This window comes from Paenibacillus beijingensis (genome assembly GCF_000961095.1).
GTDB classification, from domain to species: domain Bacteria; phylum Bacillota; class Bacilli; order Paenibacillales; family Paenibacillaceae; genus Paenibacillus_O; species Paenibacillus_O beijingensis.
On record NZ_CP011058.1, the window covers coordinates 548,112 to 565,163 of the forward strand.

Below are 17,052 nucleotides of genomic sequence, written 5' to 3' on the forward strand. Positions count from 1 at the left end.
CTTTTTTTGCCTGTATGCGATTCGCTGCATGATCTTTCCCGGTGCGCTTTTTCGCAACCCCGTTTTATAGTAAAATCAGGTGAAACGATAATCTCGCAAAATGAGAGCAAATAGGAGAGAAACTGCGATGGAACAAAAACAATCCCCGCTTGTCAAAGCTTTGGCCATGGAGCCGCATGTGGAAGGCGGCTGGTATAAGGAAACGTGGAAAGCATCTTACACGATTCCCCACGATGTACTCGGAACCCGTTATTCAGGCGCAAGGGCGGCGGCCAGCGCGACGTACTTCCTGCTTCATCCGGGAGAGACGTCCGCATGGCACGTCGTCTTGTCCGACGAGCTGTGGCTCTACCATTCCGGCGGTCCGCTGAAGCTGACGCTGGGCGGAAGCGGCGAGCAGCCGGAAGAAGGAGAATCGTTCATTCTCGGCATGGACGTTGCAAACGGACAAGTTCCGCAGGCGCTCGTTCCCGCAAACGTATGGCAGACGGCTACGCCTCTTGGCGATGAACCGGTATTCGTCACCTGCGTCGTAGCCCCGGCATTCCATTACGATGATTTCAAGCTGGTCGATAAATAGGATAGCTGTCGAACAAAAAGCCCGGCGGAACGATACGGTTCCGCCGGGCTATTTTTCCATCATAACTATTTGAGCTTGTAAACGATCACTCCGACGGCCATGACGCCGATCCCGATCAGCCTGTTTGCGGACAGCGGAATTTTTTCCGTACCGAACAGGCCGAAGCTCTCAAACAGCAGCATGATGACCAGTTGCGAAATGAGCACAATGGCGACCGAGTATGCCGGACCGAGCGACGTAATCGCCTTCATGATCGAAAATACGATAATCACGCCGCAGACGCCGCCCAGCAAATACATTTTGTTGACCGTCTGCAGCTTGTGCGCGCTGCCGTCGCGGATCAGCCAGAAAATGATCAGCGACAGCAAAAAACCGGACCCGTGCACGAATGTATTGGTCAGCCAAAAGCCGGCTTTTTCGCTTACCCGCGTATTAAACACACTTTGTAAACAGATGAAAACTCCGGCCATCACGGAGTACAGCACCCCAAGCATCCCTTCATCTCCCTAAGCGCTAGCTGTACAAGTTGCCGCTAGCCAGTTGTTCAAGCCGGTCCCTCTCTTTAATGACGATCCTCCCCCGCTGCCGCTCTAAAATTCCGGCCGACGCGAGGCCCGTTACCACCCGGTTCAGATGCCTGTAGCTCGTGCCGAGCAGCTCGGCGACTTCCGTCAGCTTCGCCGTTTTCAGTTCCTCGGTTGCCGATTTGTTCCCGGCATCCGCCGTGACGGAAAGCAAATAACTTGCGAATCTCGTCTCAACGGGATATAGAAGATTTAAGCTGGACGCATTGGAAACGGTATACAGCTTATGAGACAGATGCTTCATCATAAACCGCAGAAATACGGGGTCGTCATAAGCCGATTCGCGAAGCGTTTCGTATTTGAGGGTAAGGACAAAGCTTTCAAGTACCGATTCCACGTTGCTTCTAACGGGATATTCCGTCAAAAATTCAATATCTCCCACGACGGCCAGCGGATTATTGAAGCGCAGCAGCACCGATTTCCCGTTCGGCAGCACGGTGTAAATCTTCATTTTGCCGCTGACGAGCAAATAGAGCTGGGACAGAGAGTCGCCCGCCGAGCAGATCGGCTCCCCTTTGTCATAAGCAAACAGCTCCATGGCCGCAATCGTTTGCTCGTCAAAAATACCGCTCAGCCGATGTTCGTTAACATAACGAGCGATCGCTGCCGGATCGTTAATTTTTTTCATCGTAACCTCGCTTATGGAAATGCGCATGCTTTCGGCGCGGTCTCGCCCACTTTATTGTAGTATGAATCGTCGCGGCGCCAAAAGGACATATGTCCTATTAATGGGGTGAAAAAAGAGCGGCTGCAAGGTCGATTCGCTACACCTCTGAACCGGCGGGCATGCAAAAAGCGGCGGTCCGGAACGCGAACGAAGCTCCGGACTGCCGCATTGCATAAAACGATCGATCCTGAGTTGCCAGCTCCCGCCGACGTCAGGCGGGCATGAGCGCGACCAGCCGGCCTTCCCGGACGACGACGTCGTACGGGGCCAATTCTTTGGACGGCACGTTGAGGCAGGCCCCGGTTTGCGTGTCGAACGACCAGCCGTGAAGAGGACAAACAAGCTCGCCGTCCTCCACTTCAACCGTATATCCGGCATGCGGGCAAATGCTCGATACAAGCCGGTACTCCTCCTCTTTTTTCAATAAAAAGTACAGACGGTTTCCAAGCTGAACCTCGGCCGGAAAAGCGGTGAAGGCATCAACGGCTCCGAGCGTAATTTCTTCCATATTTCCACCCCTTTACCCAATTTAAGATGGTTGCCGCTATCCGTTTATCCGTTTGCGGTTATGATGCGCGAGCGAGATCAGGGCGGAATAGAGCGGCTGAAGATTGAATTTTTTGCCGAACTCGAACTTGTAGGCAGCGACCTGAACATTGTTTGCTTTGTAATAGGGCGACGTGATGTAGTGAATCGTCAGTTCGCTGTCGTCGAATCCCGTTCCTCCGGTTTCCATCGTAACCTCGTAGATCGAATCGAGATGAATGGAAGCAACTCTCGTTTTTTTGCCGGTGACCCCTTGGTGGTCAATTAATATCAACCGCTCTTCCGTCAAGATAAACGTATCGCGCACAAGTTTAAAGCCCATTTGGATCTTCTCATCAGGCATGAGATAGCCCCCGTATTGCTGCTTCAGTTCCTCAGCCGTCACTTCCGAATAATTCCCGAACAGACCGCCGAATAAGTTCGCGATAGAAATCCCTCCCGTTGTTTGGTTAAGCGAAAAATAGCGGATGAATTCCGGATTACAGCCGTCGCAGCTCGCGCGGGAAGCTTGTCAGCACCTGCGCCCGGCCGCCCTCGCCGATGTAGATGTCGTCCTCGATCCGGACGCCGCCGATCTCCGGCACGTACACGCCCGGCTCGATGGTGAACAGCATGCCCGGCTCGATCAGCGATTCATTGCCGCCGTGAACGGACGGCTGCTCGTGGATGTCGATGCCCATGCCGTGACCGACGCGGTGATTGAAATAATGGGCGAAGCCGTACTCCGCAATCGTCTCGCGCGCGGCGCGGTCGACGTCGGCAAGCGGTCTGCCGGCTACCGCGGCGGCAACGGCGTTCCGGTTCGCTTTCAGGACGGCCTCGTACACCTTCGCCTGCGCCCCCGATCCTTCCCCGATCAGAAACGTACGCGTAATGTCCGAGCAATAGCCGTCCTTGTAGACGCCCATGTCGATCAGCAAAAAATCGTCCTCCTGCAGCCGGTATTCCCCGGACCGGCCGTGCGGCAGCGCCGAACGCGTTCCGCCGAGCACGCTCGTTTCGAAGGCGGGCTTGTCGCCGCCAAGCACCCGCAGCCGGTATTCGATCTCCGCGTTCAGCTCCAGCTCCGTGACGCCGACGGCCGCTTTGGCCACCGCTTCCTCCAGCACGCGCTCCGCCAGCGTGATCGCAACCCGGACGCGGGCAATCTCCTCCGGCGTCTTGCGCAGCCGCAGCTGCATGACGATCGGATGCGCATCGCGATAGTCCGCCTTCGGAAACAGCGCCGCCAGCCGTTCGTAATCGGCGAACCGCAGATGATTTTTCTCGACTCCGATCACCGACGCCTCGTGCCCCGTTTCCTTGCCCAGCAGCTCCCACGGATCGGCCGTATCGGGAACGGGAACGAGCTTGTTAACGCACGCGCCTTTGCGCGCCGCTTCTTCGTCAAGCGACGGCACAAACAGCGTATAGCCCGATTCGCCCGGTTTGGCGATCAACGCCATAAACCGCTCGTGCGGATCGCTGTAAAATCCGGTCAAATAAAAAATGCTGCCCGGGGACGTAATCATCGCAAAATCGATTCCGGCAGCATCCGTCATTTCGAGAACATGACGCATCCTTGCTTCATAGTGCGCTGACATAACCGACGCCTCCTCATTGCTTCCGTCCTTGCCTGCCTATCAAGAGCCCGCATAACAAATTATTCACATATCATTATTGTATCGGGTGCCTGCAGGAGAAGCAATGAAAAGGCTGTCATCGCGTTAGCGCCCGTTATTTCGAGGCGGCAAAGCCCGGCACGTCGCCGCGCTCCTGGAACACCTTTTTCGCCGCCATTACGGCATTCAGCACGCGCGGAAAACCGGTATACGGGATGCACTGCATGATCGCTTCGACGATCTCATCCGGGGACAAGCCTACATTCAGCGCCGCGTTCAGATGAACGTGAAGCTGCGGCTCGCATCCACCTTGAGTCGTAAGAGAGGCGATTGTGATGAGCTCCCGCTGTTTCAAATCAAGCGCTTCCCGCATATAAATATCGCCGAACGCAAATTCGATGACGTACCTCCCCCAATCGGGAGCGATATCCCCGAGCGATTCGACGACGCGCGATCCGCCTTCCCCGTCGACCTCCATCAGTCTTTTCCAGCCGCGTTCATAACGTTCTTGATCCATCTTGCATCCTCCTTCGAAATTCGGAATTCGTATCTCCGGTTTATATGCTACCGTTTAGAGCGCGCTCTAAAGCAACTCTCAGCCCCGATTTGGTCGACTTTGGTTTAAACCGATTTCGGCATTGAAGGAGCGGCTTCATTCCGGCTACACTTTACCTATCGAACTAACCTAATAATGGAAAATGCAGCATGCGAAGCTTGAATTGATCGAGTTCGAGTGCAGTTAGAGAGCTAAAGGAGGTGCTTCCTTTTATGATACGAACAGAACGGACGGCAGACTACGAACAGGTTTACAGCCTTCATTATGAAGCGTTTGGCAAACGGGAAGACGAGTCCAAACTGGTGGAGCGCATCAGGCAGTCGGATCAGTTTGTGACGGAGCTGTCAATCGTGGCCGATATGGACGGCTCCATTGCCGGCCATATCTTACTAAGCAAAGCTGCAATATTCGGTCACGGTTCCACGGTTGAAGTGATCGTTCTTGCACCGCTTGCCGTTCAGCCCGCCCTGCAAAAGAAAGGCATTGGTAGCGCGCTTATGCAGGAAGGACTGCGCCGGACGAGAGAGCTTGGCTATGGATTGGTTGCCTTAATCGGCCATCCCGGCTACTATCCAAGGTTTGGGTTCGAACCTGCACGACGGCACGGCCTGGAACTGACGCAATATGACGTTCCCGACGACGTGTTTATGATTAACGAACTGATTCAAGGAAGTTTAGACGGAGCAACAGGAGAATTGAAATATCCCCAAGCTTTTTTGCACGTGTGACAAGCAGAAACGGCTATCGCCGTCCGTTATTGGACCGATACGATTCGCAGAGCGCGAAGGCCCGTTTTTCGCCGGGCTAGATTTAACCCGCATACGAGCAGCTTATGGAGCTTTTCTCCCCCCTCCTCTTTGCTTTCCTGTTCAGGAACAAGAATATGGGGGTAACATAGATCATGAGAAAACGATTATTCAGTCGCATGAATTGGCAGTGGAAGCGGAAATCCGCCCGCCTGGAGCATTGGAAAGCGCAAAAATCCGAGTTCGATACGCTTATAACGCAAAATCAGTTTGACTACGTTCAACTATGGATCGATCCGTATTACAGCATCAGCAGCCGCGATCTTCCGCGTTAATGATGGCTTGATGCAAAAAAACTCTCTTTGGAACGCCCGGCGTTGGGCCTGCAAAGAGAGTTTTTCGTTTTCGTTACCTGCTGCTTCTGTATTCCTCGGCCAGTATGCTCATCTTGATGACATCCCAATATTTCCCCGACCGGAAGAGCCTCTGGCGCATCCGGCCTTCTTCCTTGAAGCCGCAGCCGACATAACAGCGGTATGCCCGCTCATTGAACTCGTATACATCCAGCTCGAGCCGGTTCAAGTTCAGCGAATCGAATACGAACCCGGTCAGCAGACCGATGGCCTCGCGGCCGTATCCTTGTCCGAGCAAATCTTTGCGTCCGATAACGATTCCCATACTGGCGAAACGGTTTTTCCAGTCCAGCTTGTGCAGATCGATCTGGCCGATATATTCGAGGGAATCTTTGAAAGCGATAATATACCCTTTGTTGTCCGGATCGCCCTCCACCATCATTTTCAAATAGGATTCGGTATCGTGGGTCGTCTGCGGATACAGAAAAATATCGCTGAGCATGCCGGTAATTTCCGCGTCGTTCGCCCACTTCCGGATATAAGGCAAATCCTCCATTCTGTAATCCCGCAGCACGATTCGCTCCCCGGTTAAATAGGACATGACCGCCGCCTCCCGCCTTCCAGTTGATGGAACTCAATTGAATAATTAGGTAAGATATATCATAGAAGGAGCTGCCGGGCAAGCTGTTTTTAAGCCTGGACCGGCAGTCGGTCATCTGCGGAGGTTCACTTCAGGATTGCTAATGCTGCGTCCGGTTCAGTGTGAACAAATAATTGTATTTGCTCGCATGCTTCAGCTCGTCAAGAATGATACCGTACACGGTATCGCGGTAGACGCCGGCGGGAAGGCCGAACCAGATGCTGCGGTATTTCTCTACGGCGGACAGTTCGCCCATGAGCGCCTTTTGGATCCCACTGTCGTAAGATTCCACGACCTCATAAGGTTCGCTGTCGCCACCTGACACTTCTTGCCCGGTAATCGCTTTGTACATTTGCCTAAACATGCGGTTATGGCTTCGCTCATCGTCACGGATCGAAGCGATGATATCAGCCTGCTCTTTTGACGGCGCCAGCCGAATCAGCTCATCATAAAACAACTCATCGCTGCGTTCGCCTTGTACGGCCTCTTTGATGCGCAGCAAAGCTGTCGGCAAATTCGAGGCCCAAACGGGCTGAAAGCCAGCCCGAATCCACCATGCCGGATAATAATAGGCATACATAACAAATCCCCCATTCCATTACGTGTCGATAAATATGTATATGCCCAAGTGCCCGATCAAGTTACGCTTATAATACGCCTCAGATGTAAATGTAATAGAAAGAATCGATTTGGGGATGTACTGACAGGGTGGCATTACAACCCAAAATGCGGCGAGAGGATTAAATTGCTATGAAAACGAAATTCGGCTCTTTGTTCTGCTTCACGGCGGTCGTCCTTACGTTCTTTGTCTCATTGTCCGCGGAAGCCAATACCTTCCCTGCAGACGAGACTCTCCCAGTTCAGCACCTGATTCAGAAAGGGGGATACACGCTTTATATCCGTCATGGAGAAGCTACCATCGGTCAGGATCGGCCGGACATTTCGTTTATGGACTGCACTACTCAGCGAAATCTCAGCGATGATGGACGAAGACAAGCCCGAGCGGTCGGCGATTTTTTGAGAAAAAATAACATCCCGATCGAATATCCCGTAGGGGCGAGCCCTTACTGCCGGACGATGGAAACGGCTGCAATCGCAGTCGGCAAGGAGAATGTCATTCCCGTGCCGGTACTGGCCAAAGCTGTCCGACTAAACGATGCCGCAACGCCGGCCGAAGAGCGCCGTCAAATCATTTCGGATATTACCAGGCTGTTGGAAGCTATGCCGGTAGCCGGTTCCTCCCTTACTCAAACGTCCTCACCAACAAATATTCATCGGTGTATACGCCGTCCACGATCATGGCATTTTTCTTGATCCCTTCAATAACAAAACCCATTTTTCGATACAGGGCGATTGCCCGTTTGTTATGAACCATAACCGTTAGCTCGAACCGGGTAACCGTATCGGGCCGCCAACGTTCCAGAGCCTCGAACAAACGACGGCCGATGCCTTGCCCGGTGTAAGCCTGGCGGATGCCGGCCACAAGATAAGCGCTGTGACGGATTCTGCGGGCGCTCCCGCCGACGGCCATTACATATCCGATCATTCCTGTTCCGTTTCCGCAATGAGGATCATGGAGTTGTCCGATTCGAGCAGCTTTTGAATGGCAGCTCGCTGCTGTTCCCCGGTTTCCTGCCGTTCATCGGGCTCAAAAAGCATAAACGACGTTTCCTGGTCCAACTGAAGCTTTAACCGGTGCAGCCGGCCGCCGTCTTCTTCCTTTATTTACCTGACGGTGATCATCTAAGATCCCCATTTTCCCCAACTCAGTACTTGGAAATTCGAATCTGCATCGTAATGGGCATGGCCCGGCTTTGGCGCATTTTTGACGCATTTGACGCATCATCGATTAAATCGCCGCCAGCACATCGAGCAGCATTCGTTTGAAGGAGTCCCGGTCCACAGCTTCGCATACGCGCACGTTCGCTTCCCGATCAAGACGGCCGTTCAAATCGACGACACTGTAGCCTCGCGTAAGCTCGCCGGCAGTCTCGACATCAACATAATACAGTCCCGATTTCGTCATGATCGATTCGTCTGCAGCAACGGCCATCAGCAGCGTGTCCGGATGCGTCGTTCCTTTCAATTTATGGACCGTTTTGTTGAACTGCATCACCACCCGGTTGACAGCGGTAAAAAAACGCGATCCCGCCGTGTGCAGAGCAGCGATTTCCTCATGGTCGCCATCGTCCATGACCGAATACTGCGTGCACATTTCCCAGCCGACCATCGTCATCGGAATGCCGGAATGAAGGACGATTTTGGCCGCCTCCGGATCGACGTAGAAATTATACTCGGCCGCAGGGGTAATGTTGCCAAGCGCATTGTTGGTTCCGCCCATGATGTACAGGTGTGCGATTTCGGGAATGATCGTCGGGTCCTTCCGGATCGCCATCGCGATATTCGTGAGCGGAGCGATCGCGAGCAGGCTGATTTCACCCGGATGCGCATGCACCGTTTCAATAATGAAATCGACGGCATGCTTCGTTTCGGGACGCTGCTCTGCCTTCGGGAATCGGGCCCCGCCCATGCCGTCGTCGCCGTGCACATCCTCTACGGTGCGGTGCTGTTTATGCCCAACCGCCATTACCGGTGCTTCATAGCCTTTGAATACCGGCACTCGACCGCCGTGACCCGCCACCTGAACGGTATATAAAGCATTTTCCACCTGCTGGTCGAACTGCACATTTCCGCCTGTAATCGTAATTCCTTCGACTTGAAAATAATGCAAAGCGGTCAAGATGGCGATTGTATCGTCTCCTGCCGTATCGGTATCAATGATGACCCTTTTCAATGGTATAATTCCCCCTTCTTTCATATCGATTGCACCTTTCTGCCCATTAATACCGATGCTTATTCTACTAATTCTAGAAAAAAAAGAGAGACCTGACAACACTGTCGTCAGCTCTCTTTTGCGATTCGAAACGATGCCGGCCATTCAGCCGAAACGTCCGCTAATATAATCTTCCGTCCGTTGATCCACCGCGTTGCAGAACAACCGCTCCGTATCGTCATACTCCACAACTTCCCCGCTTAGGAAAAATGCCGTTTTCTTCGATACCCGCGCCGCTTGGTGCATATTGTGCGTCACCATGACGATCGTATACCTGTCCTTCAGCTCCTGAACGAGCTCCTCGATCTTGAGCGTCGAGAGCGGATCCAGCGCGGACGTCGCTTCGTCCATCAGCAAAATATCCGGATTGACCGACAGCGCCCGGGCAATACAGAGCCGCTGCTGCTGCCCGCCGGACAGGCTGGCGGCCGGTCGCTTCAGGTGATCCTTCACTTCATCCCATACCGCGGCCGCTTTCAGGCTCGTTTCCACAATTTCATCCAGCTGCCGCTTGTTTTTGATGCCGTGAATACGGGGGCCGTACGCGATATTGTCGTAGATCGATTTCGGCAGCGGATTCGGCTGCTGAAACACCATCCCGACTCTCGTCCGCAGCGACTCCACATCGATCCCGCCCTCATAAATATCGGTGCCGGCAATTTCGATGACACCCTCGATCTGCACGCCCGGTATTTGATCGTTCATCCGGTTGAGCGTCCGCAGCAGCGTGGACTTTCCGCAGCCGGAAGGTCCGATGAAAGCGGTTATTTCGTTCGCCGGAATGTCCAGCGATACGTTCTTTAATGCCTGGTAATCGTTATAATACAGATTCAGCTTACGGATATGAATGAGTGCGTTCATCATTGAAAACTCCTTCGAGTATTCATCTCGGACTTTCGGCAGTGCGCCCTATGCAGTGCGTTCTATTCGTTTATCTGCCGGCTTTGCGCCCGTGAAACCAAAGCGGCACGCGGAATAAAAGGTTGATGAGAAGCACGACAATAACGAGCACGGCTGCCGCTTTGTCGGCGATATCGGCCGCATCCGGCACGATCGCCTCCGACTGCACATACCAGAGGTGAACGGCAAGCGTCGCACCCGGGGAAAATAAGCTGAAATCCCACATCTCGCCGGATGTGGAGACGCCGGCCGTCAGAATGATAACGGCGCTCTCGCCGAACGCCCGCCCCGCTACAAGGCAAATGCCGGTAACGATGCCGCTGAGCGCGGCAGGGATGAGCGTGCGCATAATGGTTTGCAGATGCGTCGCCCCAAGCGATAACGATGCGTTTTTATACTCCTTGGGCACCGCCTGCAGCGCTTCCTCCGTCACCCGCGTCAGGACGGGCAGATTCAAGAAAGCGAGACTGACCGCGCCGCCGATAATGGTGAGCCCGATCCCCATCGCTTCGACGAACAAGGCAATACCGAACAGGCCGAAGATAATCGACGGAACGGAAGCGAGCCCTTCGACGCAAGTGCGGATAAACCGGACCCACTTGCGGTCGGGAGCGAATTCGGCCAAATAGATGCCGGCTGCAAGGCCAAGCGGAATCGAAATGATGAGCGAAAGGATCAATACATAGAAAGAGTTGAACAAAGCGGGACCGATGCCGCCGCCCTCCTCGATTTCACTTGGAAGTCCGTACAGAAAGCCCCACGACAGCTTCGGAATCCCTTTTTCCAAAATAAGAAACAGCAGCGCGAAAATAAATAAGATAGAGCAGACGCCAACGATCCACGCCAGCACGGTAAAGCTGCGGTCGAGGATGCGGTTCACGCCTCTGCTCTTGCGAAACGGCGAGCTTGCCGCCTTGGTGTTGATCATGCTCCCCTCGCCCCTTTCCGCTCCAAAAACCGAATCGCGACGATCATCAGAAGCGAGATGAGAAGCAAAATGAAGCCCATCAAATAAAGCGCATTGTTCCAGGTGGAATCGAACTCCACGTTCGGGATTTGCATGACGATGTTGCTTGTGAGCACCGATGTCGGCGTCAGCAGGCTGCTGGCCAGCTGTGGCGTATTGCCGATCACCATGACGACGGCCATCGTTTCTCCGATGGCGCGCGCCATTCCGAGAATGACGGCATACATAATGCCGCTTCTCGCCGCCGGCAGCGTAACTTTGAATATTGTTTGAAACCGGGTCGCTCCAAGCGCGTAGGAAGCCTGAATATATTTGTGCGGGACAGCGGTAATCGCATCGTCGCTCAGCCTGCTGATCGTCGGCAGCACCATAATCGCCAGCACGAGCGCTGCCGCCAGCAGACCGTCGCCCATACTCGTTCCGGTCACCGATCGAATGGCCGGAATGAGCAAAGTGAAGCCTAAATATCCGTATACGACGGACGGAATTCCGACCAGCAGGTCGATGACCGGGCGAAGCATATTTTTGAGCCATTTCGGCGTCAGCTCAGCCAAAAAGATGGCGATGAATATCGAGACCGGCACCGCAATGAGCAGCGTCAGCGCTGTTAACGCGAACGTCCCGAAAATAAAGACAAGCGCGCCAAAGCGGTCTTCTTCCGGCGTCCAGTCCGCCGAAAAGAAAAATTCGAGCGGGGAGACGTCCAGAAACGTCAGCACGCCGGTGCGGAACATAAAGAACAAGATCAGAAACAGCACCAAACAAACAAAGACGGCGCACGCGATACAAAACATTTTGAACGTTTTGTTCGCCCATCTCAGCCTCGCTCTGCGGTCAAATCCCCTGCCGGTGCCGGATTTCAGGGAATGAGTCATTTCGCCTTGTGCGGCCGTTGCACCCGTTGACGAAGTTTCAAGCATACCGTTCGTTTCCTCCAATAAGAAAAGCTTCTGTTCGAAGCTCTCTCCACGTTGAATGAACCTGCGTGATAAAGACAAGCCAGCCTGACGCAGGTGCGCTCCAAGCTGGCCGCTCTTCTTCCGTTATTTCATCGCCGACAGCGGGATGAATTTAAGCTTTTTCAGGGAACCGTTCTGGAACTCCTTACTTTGCACATACTCGATGAACGCTTTGACCGCCCCGGTTGCGGGACCTTTCGTCATGTAGTAGCCGTAGCCCCATACTTTATATTTACCGTTGACCACATTCTCAGTCGTAGCGGCAATGCCGTTGATTTTCAGCGCCGTCATTTTGCTCGTGACGTAAGGGAGGTCGATGTAACCGATCGCGTTCGGCGTCGTTTCTACCGCTGTCTTCATGTCGCCGCTCGACTTCACTTCTTTGTAGTTGTTGCCTTTGGTCATGAAGTCCGTACCCATCAGTGCTTTCATTTGAAAATTGACGCGCGTGCCCGATCCGAAGGCGCGGTTGACGACCACGATATCGGCATTGTCGCCGCCTACGTCTTTCCAGTTCGTCACTTTACCCGAGAAAATGTCCTGCAGCTGCTTCGTTGTCAGGTCGTCCACTTTCACGTTTTTGTTCACGATCGCAGCAAACGGTGTAACCGCCACTTTATGCGCCACCTGGCCGTCAAACTTTTTGAAGCCCGGCACGTCCTGCGTCGCATCCCAGTCAACGGCGCCGATATCGGCAATGCCTTTGCGCACCGATTGCGGACCCGTGATGGAGCCTGCAGCGGAAGCGGAAATTTTTACTTTCGGATTGAGCTTCTTGAATTCGTTGGCTGCCTGCAGCGTCAGCGGCAGCAGCGCGGAGGAACCGTTGATGACGATTTTGCCGCTCAGCTTTTTGCTTGCCGCCTCTGCGGTATTGGAAGCGGAGAAAGAACCGAATACCAGGGTAAGAGCCATCGTTGCAAGTGCAGCGCCTTTAAACCATTTCATTTGTATATAACTCCTCTCGAATAGTTGAATTAGCGGGTTACGGCTTTCCATTTGCCGTTATGATCGACGTAAAGCTTTCCGTCCTGAACGAGCGCAAGCTGCGAATTTGCGGAAACAACAAGATCTGTTACGCTGTCGGACACGGTGAAGAGCTTTTGTTTGCTGCCGTTAGCCGGGTCGATTTCGTAAATATCGTTCGTATCCGTCGCTCCGGATGCGAGCACGTACAGCTTGCCGCTGCTGTATACAGCTTGAAGCACATCCTGTTCCGAGAAAAGCGTGCTTTCCTGCGCGTTTGCCTGAACGGAGATGAGAACGGAGTTGGTGTTCTCGTCACCCGGCTTGATGTAGAACGCTTGCGAAGCGTCAGCCGCCGCGCCGACATACAGCTTGTCTTCCGCGCCGGAGGTGAGCTGCACCGGTTTGGCACCCGCTGCCGAAGAATCGAACGCGTACAGCTGCGGCTCCGTACCTGTCATATCGATTGCCACATCGTCAAGCGAAACGTCCTTGCTGCTGTCGGCCGTTACTTTGCCGCTTTTGCTGACCGTGTAGACGAACTTTTTGCCGCCCTCGGATACGGTCAAATTCGCTTTGTAATCGACCTTGTCGTCGAGAACCGCTGCAATCTTTCCGTCAACCGGGTTCATTTTCGCAATAACCGATCCTCTGTCGCCTTGCAGGAAATAAAGCGTCGAGCCGTCGGCGGACCATTGCAGCTCATTTTTTACGGATGTGTCTTCGCTGATTTTCTTCATTTTATTCGTCCCGAGAACGAGAACATAAACGTTGCCGTTCGAATCGGTGTAAGCGGCTTTCGTGCCGCCGGGTGCCACTGCCAGGTCGGAAGCATCGGCCGCCGCGAACAGCTCCGCATGTTCGCCGGAAACTGCGTTGACAACATTGTCCGCACGCCCCTGATCGGTCAGGCTGGAGACGAGCAGCTGACCCGCCCCAATCCACTTCGCTTGGTCTATGCCCTCGAGAAGCTGGACGGTATCGACCGATACGGCGCCCGATGCGTCTTTCGTATACGTGCCGCCCAGCGCTTCTACGAAACTAGCGGGTTCGATGTAGTTCGCGTGTTTTACGTTCACGACCGCGTGGCTCAGCATTTTCACGGAACCGTCTACGAACGCGCGGTTCGACGATGCTTTCAAAGCGATCGAATGGCCGTTTGCGGCCGCCTTTACCGTACCGTCCTGCGTCAATTCAAGATTGGCCAGCAAAGCAGCCGCCAAATCCCGAACCGAGACAAGCGTAACGCCGTCCGCTACAATCGAACGGATCGTAACGTCGCTGCCGTTTACGACATAAGAAGCCGGCTTCACTTGAAGTACATTTACAGGAGCAGCAGCATACGCGCCGCTAACAGCAGCCGTGCTGATTATTGCAGCCGCCAAAGAAGCGGCCAGCGTTTTTTTCATCGACATTGGCATACGACACCTTTCCTCGTCATGATCTATATGTAGAAGATTTTGAAGCCTGTTGCCGACGGCCCACCCGGCCTTGATGAATAGGCCCGATCCCCCCTTAATAACTGCGTAAGACCGCTTGATGTTGAGGAAACGCTTGTACCAATATTTACATTTGCAATCCTAACAGCATTTTGTTATCGAAATGTTTTGCATTTATGGATTATTTGTAAATGTTGGATATTATCCTGTTATTGGTTATTCAAAACGCGACCTTTGGGGTAAATATAAAAAGGAGTCTGCCATATCAACTTTTCATAGATTTTGCTGCCGTATTCGCTTGACTTCTTCCTGAATTCATATTATTATATGATTCTGTGATACGCGATCTGTTAGCTCAGCTGGGAGAGCACCATCTTGACAGGGTGGGGGTCAGTGGTTCGAGCCCACTACAGATCATACAAAAAAACCCTTGCGCCGCAAGGGTTTTTGCTTGTTCATTTATAGGATGCTTTCGATCCGCAGACGACCGAAATCAAGTTGTCTTTACCTTTATATATAGAACTTCCAAGAAACGCACCAAACGATGAGTCCCGGCTGCCGAACCTACGGTTGACGTTTTTTTCAAAAACCTCCCTCAGCCTTCCGGACGATATCGAGTCAGGCTGATCTCTCGGCTTCATTCACTTTCTCCCGTACCTGATAGTACTTAATAATCAATTCGTCCAATTCCTGGCTCAAATGCAATACTTTACCTGACGTCAATGTTTCAGGGGAACTGCCGGCAAGGTCATTGAGCAGCGCTCGATACAGTTCGATGTTAAACCTGATCATTTCCAGCTCGGTCATAATCTGCATCTCCAATTGATAAGTCATTTACGCTAGCTGCGATGTTCCTCATCAAGTGAAAATTGATCAGCGGTCAGACCTAAAAGGTTGGATTCGTACGTTTTCCTGCTCATGTCCAGATTTCCCGACTTCCATTCCATAAACCGGTCGGCCGCGATCCCCATTTCCTTTACAACCGTTTCAATTTCAATAAAGATCAACTAATCCCACCTCCTAATAACATAAGAATAGCCGATCCCGATTGAAAATAAAGTCGAAAACAGGCGCCTTTCCGAAAAACTGCCGATAAATTCAAACGGTTGAATTTCGATTGACTTTTCCAGCTGTTTTGAGTAAAATATTAACTTTTTTCTGTGAGCTGCTGATCGAGAGCATATCGGCGGTATGGCTACTCGACGCTCGTTAGCCAGTACTCCGCCCCGCTTGCCGATGAAAGATCGACGGTGCTATAGTGGTAGTTAACCATGATTTGGAACTCATTGATTAATATCCGTTAAGATGGAGGGATTTGTGATGAATTTAGGATTGCAGGGCAAAACGGCGCTCATTACGGGCGGAAGCAAAGGAATCGGCTTACATACGGCCATTGTGCTTGCTGAAGAGGGAGCAAACGTCGTCATTTTTGCGCGCGGAGAAGATGAGCTGGGCTGTGCGGCTGTGCAAATCAAAGAGCAGACCGGCAAAGAAGCGCTTGTTGTTATTGGAGACGTTACTTCTGCCGAGGATGTGGAACGCGCCGTTCGCCAAACTGTCGAAACGTTCGGTCGGCTGGACATTCTCGTCAACAACGCGGGAACTTCGGCAGCAGCCCCGTTCCAAAGCGTGGAGCTGGACAAATGGCAGCAGGATCTCGATTTGAAATTGTTCGGCGCGATCCGCTTTTCCCGGGCCGCTCTTCCGTATTTGCGCCAGAGAGGCGGAGCCATCGTCAACGTAACGGCATCGGGCGCCAAGACGCCGGGCGCCTCTTCGCTTCCGACCTCCGTCAGCCGCGCCGCCGGAATGGCCTTAACGAAAGCGATGAGCCGCGACCTGGCCGCGGACGGCATTCGCGTGAATACGGTAGGCATCGGCCTCATCCGCAGTCATCAAATTGAAGCGAAGTGGAAGCAATCGGCGCCGGACAGCAGTTGGGAAACGTTTGCCCGCGACCCCGGGCACCGCATTCCGCTCGGGCGGATCGGCGATGCCGACGAGGCCGCGCGGGTCATCGCGTTTCTCGTTTCCGACGCCGCTTCTTACGTGACCGGCACATCGGTCAATATTGACGGCGGTCTTGCCGCCTCATTGTAGCATTTTCCAGGAATAAACTTTGGTTAACGCAAGCAAATCGGCTGACCGGTACGCGGTTGGCCTGGGCGGTAAGCGCCGAACAACTCGGTGTCCCGCCCCTCCCCACTCGTTATCGATCCGCTCAATCGCCGCTTGTCCGATCATCGTTCACGTTCAAAAAATAATGAATGAACTGCTCGTCTTTAACATAGCCGCTGCGCTCATAAAGACGCTGAGCCCGCTCGTTATCGGCTGCGGTAGACAGCTCCAGCCCTTTTAGCTGTGCATATTTGCGGGCTTCATCGAGCAGAAGCTGGCCGACCCCCGTCTTGCGGTGTTCTTCCAGCACATAGAGATCATTCAAGATCAGCGATCTTTTCATGGAGATCGACGAGAAGACGGGATACAGCTGTGTAAAGCCGACCATACGCTTCATATTCAGGTCCCGAACGTTGAATATAATCGATTCCCGATGTACCATCCGTTCAAACAGAAATTGCCGTGCTTGGTCCAATGCCGAACGCTGTCCGTAAAAAATGCGGTTTGAACCTCCCACCGCCTACGCATTCGCTAAGAGGCGGGGGATTCCTGGGTAATCCCTTCTATCGAAAGGAAATTGACCAGGCGATCCCTGCT

The 17,052-nt window shown here is 53.2% G+C and carries 23 protein-coding genes and 1 tRNA gene; 6 read left to right on the plus strand and 18 right to left on the minus strand.

Going from position 1 to position 17,052, the window contains the following annotated elements; genetic code table 11:
* The first annotated feature begins 127 nt into the window (after nucleotides 1-127).
* Complete coding sequence (locus VN24_RS02510) at nucleotides 128-580, plus strand: cupin domain-containing protein (protein ID WP_045669143.1); 453 nt, start codon at nucleotides 128-130, stop codon at nucleotides 578-580.
* Nucleotides 581-645: 65 nt separating this feature from the next.
* Here VN24_RS02510 and VN24_RS02515 read toward each other — a convergent pair whose 3' ends face one another.
* From VN24_RS02515 to VN24_RS02540, 6 genes are all read right to left on the minus strand, one after another.
* Entirely contained in the window at nucleotides 646-1,074 is a 429-nt protein-coding gene (locus tag VN24_RS02515) for a DMT family transporter (protein ID WP_045669144.1), read from the minus strand.
* 19 nt (nucleotides 1,075-1,093) lie between these two features.
* A complete protein-coding gene (locus tag VN24_RS02520) occupies nucleotides 1,094-1,792 on the minus strand; it encodes a cyclic nucleotide-binding domain-containing protein (protein WP_045672892.1) in 699 nt (232 codons plus the stop codon).
* Nucleotides 1,793-2,042: 250 nt separating this feature from the next.
* Nucleotides 2,043-2,339 carry a Rieske (2Fe-2S) protein gene (locus tag VN24_RS02525; protein WP_045669145.1) on the minus strand — a complete coding sequence of 99 codons (297 nt, stop codon included), beginning with the start codon at nucleotides 2,337-2,339 and terminating at the stop codon, nucleotides 2,043-2,045.
* Between the two features lie 36 nt (nucleotides 2,340-2,375).
* Nucleotides 2,376-2,846: a PH domain-containing protein gene (locus VN24_RS02530; protein ID WP_338012236.1), complete on the minus strand. Its 471-nt coding sequence runs from the start codon at nucleotides 2,844-2,846 to the stop codon at nucleotides 2,376-2,378.
* 10 nt (nucleotides 2,847-2,856) lie between these two features.
* Nucleotides 2,857-3,960: a M24 family metallopeptidase gene (locus tag VN24_RS02535; protein WP_052702745.1), complete on the minus strand. Its 1,104-nt coding sequence runs from the start codon at nucleotides 3,958-3,960 to the stop codon at nucleotides 2,857-2,859.
* Between the two features lie 133 nt (nucleotides 3,961-4,093).
* A complete protein-coding gene (locus VN24_RS02540) occupies nucleotides 4,094-4,495 on the minus strand; it encodes a carboxymuconolactone decarboxylase family protein (protein ID WP_045669147.1) in 402 nt (133 codons plus the stop codon).
* A 251-nt stretch (nucleotides 4,496-4,746) separates the two neighbouring features.
* Here VN24_RS02540 and VN24_RS02545 point away from each other — a divergent pair, with 251 nt between their 5' ends.
* A complete protein-coding gene (locus VN24_RS02545; RefSeq protein ID WP_045669148.1) occupies nucleotides 4,747-5,262 on the plus strand; it encodes a GNAT family N-acetyltransferase in 516 nt (171 codons plus the stop codon).
* Nucleotides 5,263-5,435: 173 nt separating this feature from the next.
* Nucleotides 5,436-5,615: a hypothetical protein gene (locus VN24_RS02550; protein ID WP_045669149.1), complete on the plus strand. Its 180-nt coding sequence runs from the start codon at nucleotides 5,436-5,438 to the stop codon at nucleotides 5,613-5,615.
* Nucleotides 5,616-5,688: 73 nt separating this feature from the next.
* Here VN24_RS02550 and VN24_RS02555 read toward each other — a convergent pair whose 3' ends face one another.
* Nucleotides 5,689-6,234: a GNAT family N-acetyltransferase gene (locus tag VN24_RS02555; RefSeq protein ID WP_045669150.1), complete on the minus strand. Its 546-nt coding sequence runs from the start codon at nucleotides 6,232-6,234 to the stop codon at nucleotides 5,689-5,691.
* 139 nt (nucleotides 6,235-6,373) lie between these two features.
* Nucleotides 6,374-6,853 carry a ferritin family protein gene (locus VN24_RS02560; protein WP_045669151.1) on the minus strand — a complete coding sequence of 160 codons (480 nt, stop codon included), beginning with the start codon at nucleotides 6,851-6,853 and terminating at the stop codon, nucleotides 6,374-6,376.
* 170 nt (nucleotides 6,854-7,023) lie between these two features.
* On the opposite strand from VN24_RS02560, the gene VN24_RS28655 reads away from it, so the two are divergent.
* Nucleotides 7,024-7,587 carry a histidine phosphatase family protein gene (locus tag VN24_RS28655; RefSeq protein WP_082083585.1) on the plus strand — a complete coding sequence of 188 codons (564 nt, stop codon included), beginning with the start codon at nucleotides 7,024-7,026 and terminating at the stop codon, nucleotides 7,585-7,587.
* Here VN24_RS28655 and VN24_RS26750 read toward each other — a convergent pair.
* From VN24_RS26750 to VN24_RS02595, 7 genes are all read right to left on the minus strand, one after another.
* Nucleotides 7,517-7,819: a GNAT family N-acetyltransferase gene (locus tag VN24_RS26750; protein ID WP_052702746.1), complete on the minus strand. Its 303-nt coding sequence runs from the start codon at nucleotides 7,817-7,819 to the stop codon at nucleotides 7,517-7,519. The two genes, VN24_RS28655 and VN24_RS26750, sit on opposite strands and share 71 nt — an antisense overlap.
* 303 nt (nucleotides 7,820-8,122) lie before the next feature.
* Nucleotides 8,123-9,091 (minus strand): nucleoside hydrolase, encoded by a 969-nt coding sequence (locus VN24_RS02570; protein ID WP_045669152.1) that lies wholly within the window; start codon nucleotides 9,089-9,091, stop codon nucleotides 8,123-8,125.
* Nucleotides 9,092-9,211: 120 nt separating this feature from the next.
* Nucleotides 9,212-9,967: a phosphate ABC transporter ATP-binding protein PstB gene (gene pstB, locus VN24_RS02575; protein WP_045669153.1), complete on the minus strand. Its 756-nt coding sequence runs from the start codon at nucleotides 9,965-9,967 to the stop codon at nucleotides 9,212-9,214.
* Nucleotides 9,968-10,037: 70 nt separating this feature from the next.
* On the minus strand, nucleotides 10,038-10,934 hold the full coding sequence (pstA, locus tag VN24_RS02580; protein ID WP_045669154.1) for a phosphate ABC transporter permease PstA: 897 nt from the start codon (nucleotides 10,932-10,934) through the stop codon (nucleotides 10,038-10,040).
* Nucleotides 10,931-11,893 carry a phosphate ABC transporter permease subunit PstC gene (gene pstC / locus VN24_RS02585; RefSeq protein ID WP_052702747.1) on the minus strand — a complete coding sequence of 321 codons (963 nt, stop codon included), beginning with the start codon at nucleotides 11,891-11,893 and terminating at the stop codon, nucleotides 10,931-10,933. Before pstC ends, pstA begins: the two co-directional genes overlap by 4 nt.
* A 123-nt stretch (nucleotides 11,894-12,016) precedes the next feature.
* Nucleotides 12,017-12,880 (minus strand): phosphate ABC transporter substrate-binding protein, encoded by an 864-nt coding sequence (locus VN24_RS02590; protein ID WP_045669155.1) that lies wholly within the window; start codon nucleotides 12,878-12,880, stop codon nucleotides 12,017-12,019.
* A 29-nt stretch (nucleotides 12,881-12,909) separates the two neighbouring features.
* Nucleotides 12,910-14,313: a TolB family protein gene (locus VN24_RS02595; RefSeq protein ID WP_045669156.1), complete on the minus strand. Its 1,404-nt coding sequence runs from the start codon at nucleotides 14,311-14,313 to the stop codon at nucleotides 12,910-12,912.
* Between the two features lie 368 nt (nucleotides 14,314-14,681).
* On the opposite strand from VN24_RS02595, the gene VN24_RS02600 reads away from it, so the two are divergent.
* A tRNA-Val gene (locus tag VN24_RS02600) sits at nucleotides 14,682-14,754 on the plus strand.
* Between the two features lie 201 nt (nucleotides 14,755-14,955).
* Here the strand turns inward: VN24_RS02600 and VN24_RS02605 are convergent.
* On the minus strand, nucleotides 14,956-15,144 hold the full coding sequence (locus VN24_RS02605) for an aspartyl-phosphate phosphatase Spo0E family protein (protein ID WP_045669157.1): 189 nt from the start codon (nucleotides 15,142-15,144) through the stop codon (nucleotides 14,956-14,958).
* A gap of 32 nt (nucleotides 15,145-15,176) precedes the next feature.
* The gene (locus VN24_RS27570) at nucleotides 15,177-15,344 is read right to left on the minus strand and encodes a hypothetical protein (RefSeq protein ID WP_158453637.1); all 168 of its coding nucleotides are present in this window, start codon (nucleotides 15,342-15,344) and stop codon (nucleotides 15,177-15,179) included.
* 313 nt (nucleotides 15,345-15,657) lie between these two features.
* On the opposite strand from VN24_RS27570, the gene VN24_RS02610 reads away from it, so the two are divergent.
* The gene (locus VN24_RS02610) at nucleotides 15,658-16,437 is read left to right on the plus strand and encodes an SDR family NAD(P)-dependent oxidoreductase (RefSeq protein WP_045669158.1); all 780 of its coding nucleotides are present in this window, start codon (nucleotides 15,658-15,660) and stop codon (nucleotides 16,435-16,437) included.
* Nucleotides 16,438-16,558: 121 nt separating this feature from the next.
* Here VN24_RS02610 and VN24_RS02615 read toward each other — a convergent pair whose 3' ends face one another.
* Nucleotides 16,559-16,930 (minus strand): GNAT family N-acetyltransferase, encoded by a 372-nt coding sequence (locus tag VN24_RS02615; RefSeq protein ID WP_238590808.1) that lies wholly within the window; start codon nucleotides 16,928-16,930, stop codon nucleotides 16,559-16,561.
* Nucleotides 16,931-17,052 lie beyond the last annotated feature (122 nt).

Bases quoted from the DNA above. Each gene is read 5' to 3' on its own strand.
- VN24_RS02515 (WP_045669144.1), bottom strand. From the start codon at position 1,074: ATGCTTGGGGTGCTGTACTCCGTGATGGCCGGAGTTTTCATCTGTTTA.
- VN24_RS02560 (WP_045669151.1), bottom strand. From the start codon at position 6,853: ATGTATGCCTATTATTATCCGGCATGGTGGATTCGGGCTGGCTTTCAG.
- VN24_RS02605 (WP_045669157.1), bottom strand. From the start codon at position 15,144: ATGACCGAGCTGGAAATGATCAGGTTTAACATCGAACTGTATCGAGCG.
- VN24_RS02595 (WP_045669156.1), bottom strand. From the start codon at position 14,313: ATGTCGATGAAAAAAACGCTGGCCGCTTCTTTGGCGGCTGCAATAATC.
- VN24_RS02510 (WP_045669143.1), top strand. From the start codon at position 128: ATGGAACAAAAACAATCCCCGCTTGTCAAAGCTTTGGCCATGGAGCCG.
- VN24_RS02550 (WP_045669149.1), top strand. From the start codon at position 5,436: ATGAGAAAACGATTATTCAGTCGCATGAATTGGCAGTGGAAGCGGAAA.
- pstC (WP_052702747.1), bottom strand. From the start codon at position 11,893: ATGCTTGAAACTTCGTCAACGGGTGCAACGGCCGCACAAGGCGAAATG.
- pstB (WP_045669153.1), bottom strand. From the start codon at position 9,967: ATGAACGCACTCATTCATATCCGTAAGCTGAATCTGTATTATAACGAT.
- VN24_RS02610 (WP_045669158.1), top strand. From the start codon at position 15,658: ATGAATTTAGGATTGCAGGGCAAAACGGCGCTCATTACGGGCGGAAGC.
- pstA (WP_045669154.1), bottom strand. From the start codon at position 10,934: ATGATCAACACCAAGGCGGCAAGCTCGCCGTTTCGCAAGAGCAGAGGC.
- VN24_RS02520 (WP_045672892.1), bottom strand. From the start codon at position 1,792: ATGAAAAAAATTAACGATCCGGCAGCGATCGCTCGTTATGTTAACGAA.
- VN24_RS02555 (WP_045669150.1), bottom strand. From the start codon at position 6,234: ATGTCCTATTTAACCGGGGAGCGAATCGTGCTGCGGGATTACAGAATG.
- VN24_RS02545 (WP_045669148.1), top strand. From the start codon at position 4,747: ATGATACGAACAGAACGGACGGCAGACTACGAACAGGTTTACAGCCTT.
- VN24_RS02570 (WP_045669152.1), bottom strand. From the start codon at position 9,091: ATGAAAGAAGGGGGAATTATACCATTGAAAAGGGTCATCATTGATACC.
- VN24_RS26750 (WP_052702746.1), bottom strand. From the start codon at position 7,819: ATGATCGGATATGTAATGGCCGTCGGCGGGAGCGCCCGCAGAATCCGT.
- VN24_RS28655 (WP_082083585.1), top strand. From the start codon at position 7,024: ATGAAAACGAAATTCGGCTCTTTGTTCTGCTTCACGGCGGTCGTCCTT.
- VN24_RS02540 (WP_045669147.1), bottom strand. From the start codon at position 4,495: ATGGATCAAGAACGTTATGAACGCGGCTGGAAAAGACTGATGGAGGTC.
- VN24_RS02590 (WP_045669155.1), bottom strand. From the start codon at position 12,880: ATGAAATGGTTTAAAGGCGCTGCACTTGCAACGATGGCTCTTACCCTG.
- VN24_RS02525 (WP_045669145.1), bottom strand. From the start codon at position 2,339: ATGGAAGAAATTACGCTCGGAGCCGTTGATGCCTTCACCGCTTTTCCG.
- VN24_RS02535 (WP_052702745.1), bottom strand. From the start codon at position 3,960: ATGTCAGCGCACTATGAAGCAAGGATGCGTCATGTTCTCGAAATGACG.